At 36.4% G+C, this 7,252-nt stretch carries 10 protein-coding genes; all 10 read left to right on the plus strand.

The window, feature by feature from the left end; all coding sequences use genetic code 11:
- The first annotated feature begins 19 nt into the window (after window positions 1-19).
- Window positions 20-994, plus strand: a complete 975-nt coding sequence (locus tag B5D29_RS06465; protein WP_078768766.1) for a DUF1385 domain-containing protein — start codon at window positions 20-22, stop codon at window positions 992-994.
- Window positions 991-1,806, plus strand: coding sequence for a peptide chain release factor N(5)-glutamine methyltransferase (gene prmC, locus B5D29_RS06470; RefSeq protein ID WP_078768767.1), 816 nt, complete (start codon window positions 991-993; stop codon window positions 1,804-1,806). Before B5D29_RS06465 ends, prmC begins: the two co-directional genes overlap by 4 nt.
- A gap of 19 nt (window positions 1,807-1,825) precedes the next feature.
- A complete protein-coding gene (locus tag B5D29_RS06475; RefSeq protein WP_078768768.1) occupies window positions 1,826-2,497 on the plus strand; it encodes a site-2 protease family protein in 672 nt (223 codons plus the stop codon).
- A gap of 10 nt (window positions 2,498-2,507) precedes the next feature.
- Window positions 2,508-3,236, plus strand: coding sequence for a segregation and condensation protein A (locus B5D29_RS06480; RefSeq protein WP_078768769.1), 729 nt, complete (start codon window positions 2,508-2,510; stop codon window positions 3,234-3,236).
- Entirely contained in the window at window positions 3,229-3,861 is a 633-nt protein-coding gene (scpB, locus tag B5D29_RS06485) for an SMC-Scp complex subunit ScpB (protein ID WP_242941757.1), read from the plus strand. Before B5D29_RS06480 ends, scpB begins: the two co-directional genes overlap by 8 nt.
- A complete protein-coding gene (locus B5D29_RS06490) occupies window positions 3,862-4,638 on the plus strand; it encodes a hypothetical protein (RefSeq protein WP_078768771.1) in 777 nt (258 codons plus the stop codon).
- 22 nt (window positions 4,639-4,660) lie between these two features.
- Complete coding sequence (locus B5D29_RS06495; protein WP_078768772.1) at window positions 4,661-5,056, plus strand: GerW family sporulation protein; 396 nt, start codon at window positions 4,661-4,663, stop codon at window positions 5,054-5,056.
- 48 nt (window positions 5,057-5,104) lie between these two features.
- Window positions 5,105-6,157: a D-alanyl-D-alanine carboxypeptidase family protein gene (locus B5D29_RS06500; protein ID WP_159443419.1), complete on the plus strand. Its 1,053-nt coding sequence runs from the start codon at window positions 5,105-5,107 to the stop codon at window positions 6,155-6,157.
- Window positions 6,136-6,882 carry a pseudouridine synthase gene (locus B5D29_RS06505; RefSeq protein WP_078768774.1) on the plus strand — a complete coding sequence of 249 codons (747 nt, stop codon included), beginning with the start codon at window positions 6,136-6,138 and terminating at the stop codon, window positions 6,880-6,882. The genes B5D29_RS06500 and B5D29_RS06505 overlap by 22 nt, the downstream gene beginning before the upstream one ends.
- A 207-nt stretch (window positions 6,883-7,089) precedes the next feature.
- A partial coding sequence (locus B5D29_RS06510) for a transposase (protein WP_200803077.1) occupies window positions 7,090-7,252 on the plus strand: 163 nt, incomplete at its 3' end.

Genomic DNA, 7,252 nt, shown 5'->3' on the forward strand with positions numbered 1-7,252 from the left:
TTGAAAGGCTATCGTTTTAATGAGTAAAAAACAACATATTACTTCTGTCGGCGGTCAGGCTCTTATTGAGGGCGTTATGATGCAAGGACCAAAAGGGATTGCAACTGCTGTCAGGAAAACTGATAATTCAATTCTTGTTGAATATCATGATTTTAAGCATTTAAAAGATAAGAATAAATTTTTCGGACTTCCGATTATTCGTGGCATTGTTGCTTTTATTGAATCAATGATTATGGGCTACAAACTTTTGATGTATTCGGCAGAAGCATCAGGTATGGAAGACCTTGAAGATGTCGAAATGAACAAGTTTGAAAAATGGATTACTGATAAACTCGGCGACAAATTTATGGATATAATTATGGGCATTGCCTCTGTTTTGGGCTTTGCACTTGCGTTCTTGATTTTCTTTTTCTTGCCTGTGTTTATATTCAATAAAATTAATGAAGCAACACATATGGCTCTCACTCCTTGGCAGGGTACTATTGAAGGCTGTATGAAAATAGTTATCTTTGTTGTTTATATGCTTTTTGTTTCTCAAATGAAAGATATAAAAAGACTATTCAAATATCACGGCGCCGAACACAAAAGCATTGCTTGCTATGAAGCAGGTGAGGAGCTTACTGTAGAAAATGTAAAAAAGTGTACTCGCTTTCATCCAAGATGCGGTACATCATTTATGTTTGTAATGCTTATTTTAAGTATTGTTGTTGTTACGCTTCTTTCACTTGTTGTTCCGGCTGAATTGAAGCAAAACACAATTGCGTGGATGTTTATCAAATTACCGCTCATCCCACTTATTATGGGCATCGGCTATGAATTTATCAGATACGCGGGCAAGCACGACAATCTGTTTGTCAAAATAGTATCTGCACCGGGTTTATGGATGCAAAGAATTACTACAAAAGAGCCTGAAGACGATATAATTGAAGTTGGCATTGCTTCTATAAAAGCGGTTATTACAGACAATATTGAGGACGATGAAATTAAGCGATGAATGTTAAGGAAGCGTATAGTTACAGCGTAAGTTTTTTAGGTGCAAACGGTGTAGATGAGGCTGATTTCAAGGCTTTGACAGTAGTTTGCCATGTTGCAGGAATAAAAAACAACGAATATCATGCTCATAGAGATGATTTTGTTATCACAAGACAGCTTGCGGATTGCTTGTGGAAATTAAAATCAGGAGAGCCACTTCAATATGTTGTTGGTAAATGGGATTTTTACGAAAGTGAATTCTATGTTGGCGAGGGCGTTCTTATTCCGAGACCTGAAACCGAAGAACTTGTTGAACTAGCTGTTAAACAATTGAAAACTGTTGACGCTCCGGTTATTATTGATTTGTGTTCAGGCAGTGGGTGTATTGGTTTGAGTATTGCAAAAGCTGTTCCGTCATCAAAAGTTTATTGCATTGAAAAAAGCAAAGACGCATTTGAATATTTGAAGAAAAATTCCGATGGCATATATAATGCAATTTTGATTAATGATGATATTTTTAACGATATAGATATTGAACAAGCCGATTTGATTATTTCAAATCCGCCGTATATCAAAACGGATGTTCTCCAAACATTGCAAGATGAAGTAAAAAAAGAACCAGTGATGGCTCTTGACGGTGGAACTGACGGACTTGATTTTTACAGAGTTATCAATGATAAATGGAGTAAAAAGCTTAAACCAAACGGTGTTTTGATGCTTGAAATAGGCGAGGATCAAGGTAAAACTATTATTGATGTTCTTTCTGATTTTAACAGTGTTGAAGTATTAAAAGATATGTACGGTAACGACAGAATGGTTGTTGCAAAAATATAAAACAAAGGTGATTAATTAAATGATTTCAATTTTTAGATATATACAACAAGGCGAGTACTTGCTTGCGGTTATTGCTGTGCTTTCGAGATGTTTTGTTGTGTTTTGTTGCTTGCCGATACACGAGCTTGCACACGGTCTTATGGCACATTTACTTGGTGATGACACTGCAAAAAGAGAGGGCAGACTTTCACTCAATCCTTTTGCACATCTCAATCCTATCGGTACAGTGATGATTTTTCTCTTTGGCATCGGTTATGCAAACCCTGTGCCGATTAATCCAAGAAACTTTAAAAATGAAAAAGGCGGTATGGCTCTGACAGCATTTGCTGGTCCACTTGCAAATATTCTTATGGGCTTTGTATCGGTTTGGGGATATTTTATTTTGGCAAAATTTGCAGGCAATTCGGCTGTTGGAAGTGCAATAGCATATTTCTTCCTTTATTCTGCTCAAATCAATGTTATGCTTGCAGTGTTTAATTTGTTCCCAATTCCACCGCTCGACGGCTCAAAGATTTTGGCAGCTGTTTTACCTGATAAAATTTATTATAAATATATGATGTATGAAAGATATATAATGATTGGCCTTATGATTCTTCTTTTCACAGGAATTTTGGATACTCCTATATCTTTTCTTACAAGTAAATTGTTGAACTTTATTTCTTTACTTCCAAGATTGGTGCTCCATATTTAATTGAGGTATTATGGATAATTTAACCTATAAAATTGAGGTGTTCGAAGGTCCTATGGACTTGCTTTTGCACCTTATCAGTAAGCATAAACTGAATATTAATGACATTCCGATTGTTGAACTTGTCAATCAATACCTTGATTATGTCAGACAAATGGAAGAAGCGGATTTTGATGTTGCCGGTGATTTTTTGGAAATGGCAGCAAGATTGATTTATATCAAAACTGTTTCTTTGCTCCCTCGACATGAAGAAGCGGAAGTGCTCAAAAAGGAACTTACAGGCGAACTTATAGAATATCGTGACTGTAAGTTGATGGCAGAAAAACTTTCCAATCGAACAGACGGCTTTGGCAGATTTGTTCGTCAGCCACAAGGCGGGTGGGTAAATTATGATTATGAAAGATTTCACGAACCTGATGAACTTTTGGACGCTTATGTAAATGTTGCAGGCAAGGCACAAAGACGATTGCCCCCTCCGATTGATTCATTCAAAGTTATTGTTGCAAAGAAATTTGTAAATGTAGCATCAAAGGTTAGAACCGTTATGCGTAAACTTTGGAGCGGAAAAAAGGTCAGCTTTTTGAATTTGTTTGACGGAGCAAAATCAAAATCGGATATTGTGGCAACATTTTTAGCTGTTTTGGAACTAACAAAAACAAAAAGAATAACGGTTGAAGGAGATATGCACAATCCGACCGTTCAGATTGTAAATGAAGCAAAAGAGGTGGACAACCTTGAATAAAACTGAAAACTTGGTTTCAACTCTTGAAGCTATGCTTTTTGCCGCAGGTGACCCTGTTGAACCTGCAAAACTCTCAGAAGTTCTTGATATAGATATTGAAACTATTGAAAAAATGCTTGATTATTTGGGCGCACAGTATGATGAGCGAGGCTCCGGCTTAATGCTTATCCGTGTTGACAACAAATATCAAATTTGTACAAGAGAAAAGTACAGTGAAGAAGTGCGAAAACTTATGGAAATCAAGAAAAACGCACCGTTGAGTAACGCAGCGTTTGAAGTTCTTGCTGTTATTGCTTACAACAAAACCGTGACCCGTTCATTTATCGAACAGGTCAGAGGCGTTGATTGTTCAGGACCGATTTCTTCACTTGTTCAAAAAGGACTTATTGAAGAAAAGGGGAGAATGGACTTGCCCGGTAGACCGTTGATTTATGGCACGACCGATAGATTTTTAAGATGTTTTTCGCTCAATTCCCTCGAAGATTTGCCCGATTTACCAAAAACCGAAGAGGTTGAAAGCATTGCAAAGGATGACAGCCAAACTTCTTTATTTGACAATGAGAATAAATCTGATATACTAAAAGAAAAAGAAATATCAGAGCTTGCTCATATTGAGGAGGAGTAAATGAAAGTTTTTCTGATAATTTTAGCTGTTTTGGTATTGCTGTTTGCATTCATTCTTTCTCTTTCGGCCGAATTGACCGTTGTTTATGATAATGGATGGCACACATCGGTTCAGGTGCTTTTTATAAAAAAAGATATTGAACTTTCAAAAATTCTTAATTTCATTTTATTTCCGGATAAAGCAGGTAAACAAGCTGCCGAGAAGAAAAAAGAAAAAAAGAAAGATAATTCTAAAAAGTCAAAACCTGTTGAAGAAACTAAAGCAGAAACAACGGTTGAACCTGTTGTTGAGGTTGAAGCAGAAAAAAATGCCGAAACAGTTAAAGAACCCGAAACAAAAACAGTTGAAGCTGATGCATCAAAACCAAAAGCAGAACCTAAAAAGAATCCTATTGCAAAAATTATTGATGAGGACGGCATTGTCGGAATTATGCTTTTGGCATCAAATTTGGTAGAAACCTTAAATACTGCTGTAACAACTTTATTTAGGGGTTTGCATATTTACTCATTATATGTTAAAATAATAGTTGGTGGCGCTGATGCAGAAGAAATTGCTCGTGCATACGGCAGAATTTGCGGATTTTATTATCCGCTAAAAGGTATGATTTTGAATGGTATGAAGGTTGACCAATATGATGATTATATTCAACCTGATTTCATAGCACCGTTTAATGAATATGAATTTCAGCTTATTGCATCAATGAATGTTGCGCTGATTTTAAAAATTGGTATTAAAGCAGGAACAAAGTTCTTGGTTAACTTAATAAAAAACAAGTAATTAATTTTAAGGGGAATGTATTATGAAAGAAACTCCGGTAAACAAAATAATGGAATCAACACTTGAAAAGATGAGAGAAATGGTTGATGTTTCAACTATTATCGGCGAACCAATGGTAACGGGTAATACTACACTTATCCCTGTATCAAAGGTATCATACGGCTTTACATCAGGCGGAACAGACCTTCCTTCAAAGCAAAATAAGGAATTGTTCGGCGGTGCCGGCGGAGGCGGTATCTCTATCACTCCTGTTGCATTCATCGTTATTCAGGATTCAAAGGTTAGACTTATGCAAATCAACAACTACACATCATCTGCAGACAGAGCTATTGCGATGATTCCTGAACTTGTTGATAAACTTACAGAGCTTACGGAAGCAAAGAAGAGCGAGTCAAAGCCAGAAGAAAAAGCAGAATAATTTTTAATTAAATTAAATCACCTGCATATATTTATGTAGGTGATTGTTTTGTATAAAAGATTTATAAGTTTTTTGTGTATATTCGTATTGCTTGTGCCGTATTCTGTCTATGCCAAAAATGACAATATCACAGCGGAAAAAGCTATTGTAATTGATAAAACAACCTCAACTGTGTTGTATCAAAAATCAAGCGATTGTAAGTGCTCAATGGCTTCGACCACAAAGATAATGACTTGTCTTATTGCGTGTGAAAGACTGAATCAAAATGAAGTTGTAGAAATCACAAACTCTATGCTCGAAAAAACAGAAGGCTCTTTGATTTATCTGAAAGCAGGGGATAAGATAACTGTATCAGATTTGATAAAGGGAGCAATGCTTGCTTCCGGCAACGATGCGGCTAACGCTCTTGCTGTCTATATTTCCGGCAGTTTGTTGCAGTTTGTCAAACTGATGAATTATTATGCTCAAAAATTCGGACTGTCAAACACGCATTTTGAAACCCCGTCGGGTTTAGACGGCAAAGAGCATTATTCAACCGCATATGATATGGCAATGCTGACCTCATACGCACTTGATAATGAAGTTTTTTCACAAATATGTAAACTTCAAAAAGCAGAAATAAAAATTAATAACAAGCCACAAACAATCTATAACCATAATAAACTTTTATATCAAACAGAAAACTGTATCGGTGTCAAAACAGGATTTACAAAAAAGTCAGGCAGATGCCTTGTCAGTGCCTATGATTATAAAGGTAATACCATAATTATCGTGACGCTAAATGATTGTGACGATTGGAACGACCACAAAAAGCTCCTTGATTATGCAAAAGGCAAGTATCAAACGCTTTCAAAAACACAAGGAATTGAGATTGATTGTGTTGGTTCAAACAAGAAAAAAATCTTTTGTACAGCATCTTTTGATGTTTCGTATCTTGACAAATTAAGTTTTAAGTTATATTATTATCCTATTTTGTATGCCCCGATATTGAAAAATACAAAAGTCGGCAAAATGGAAATATATTCAAATAACAAATTAATTAGGACTGTAGATATTATAGCTCCGGAAAGTGTAAAAGTATGGCAAACAACAACGAAGTAAGACTTCAAAAATTTATGGCAGAACAGGGAGTTGCTTCCCGTAGAAAAAGCGAGGATTTAATCCGTGCAGGCAAAGTTAAGGTGAACGGTCATGTTGCGGAAATCGGTATGAAAATCAATCCTCGTAAAGATTTGGTTACAGTTGGCAAGCAAAAACTTACTAAAGTTAAAAATCGCAAAATGGTATATGTTATGCTCAACAAGCCTCGTGGATATGTCACAACCGTATCTGACGAACTCGGCAGAAAAACCGTTATGGATTTGCTTCCTGATTTTGGTTGCAGAATTTATCCTGTCGGCAGACTTGACAAAGACAGTGAGGGACTTTTGCTCTTGACAAATGACGGTTCGTTCACAAACTGTATGACTCATCCGTCACATGAATATGCAAAGGTATATCGTGTTACAGTAAGACCGGCGGTAAATGATGATATTCTTTTCAATCTTCGCAACGGTATTGAAATTGACGGCAGAATGACAGCCCCTTGCGAGGTTACTGTTTTGACAGAAGAAGAAAACAGAGTTGTTCTTGAGTTTATTCTTCACGAGGGCAGAAATCGTCAAATCAGAAAAATGTGCGAAAGTCAAGGTTTGGAAGTAGCAAGACTTAAAAGAATTTCCATCGGTCCTGTTAAACTCGGTATGCTCAAACAGGGCGATTACAGAGAATTGACCGAACAAGATGTAAAAAAACTGCTTCGTTCTGCCGGACATAAAGAAAATTAATGAAAAAGACGGAGATTTTCTCTGTCTTTTTTAAATTTGTCCAGCAATGGTTGATAACCCCCGGTTCTACCGGGGGAAACAGAAAGCTTTAGTAAAAATAAGAACGGCGAGCTAAAAGCAAGCCGAGGGTATTGGCGAAAAAATAACCTCCAAGTATAATAGAAACGGTTTGGCAGCCGCGTTACTAAAATACAGGAGGTTAAAAGCATGATAAAAAAGAACGGAAACAATGAAATAAAAACATTGTCACACTCAACATACAGGTGTCATTATCACATAGTGTTTGCACCAAAATATCGCAGAAAAGAGATATACGGAAAATTAAGAAAAGATATTGGAGAAATAATCCGTAAATTGTGCGAACAGAAAG

It is taken from the genome of Eubacterium coprostanoligenes (assembly GCF_900167205.1).
Lineage (GTDB): Bacteria > Bacillota > Clostridia > Oscillospirales > Acutalibacteraceae > Eubacterium_R > Eubacterium_R coprostanoligenes.

Excerpts from the sequence above, each read along its gene's own strand:
- B5D29_RS06465 (WP_078768766.1), top strand. The coding sequence starts at position 20 with ATGAGTAAAAAACAACATATTACTTCTGTCGGCGGTCAGGCTCTTATT.
- prmC (WP_078768767.1), top strand. The coding sequence starts at position 991 with ATGAATGTTAAGGAAGCGTATAGTTACAGCGTAAGTTTTTTAGGTGCA.
- B5D29_RS06475 (WP_078768768.1), top strand. The coding sequence starts at position 1,826 with ATGATTTCAATTTTTAGATATATACAACAAGGCGAGTACTTGCTTGCG.
- B5D29_RS06480 (WP_078768769.1), top strand. The coding sequence starts at position 2,508 with ATGGATAATTTAACCTATAAAATTGAGGTGTTCGAAGGTCCTATGGAC.
- B5D29_RS06490 (WP_078768771.1), top strand. The coding sequence starts at position 3,862 with ATGAAAGTTTTTCTGATAATTTTAGCTGTTTTGGTATTGCTGTTTGCA.
- B5D29_RS06495 (WP_078768772.1), top strand. The coding sequence starts at position 4,661 with ATGAAAGAAACTCCGGTAAACAAAATAATGGAATCAACACTTGAAAAG.
- B5D29_RS06505 (WP_078768774.1), top strand. The coding sequence starts at position 6,136 with ATGGCAAACAACAACGAAGTAAGACTTCAAAAATTTATGGCAGAACAG.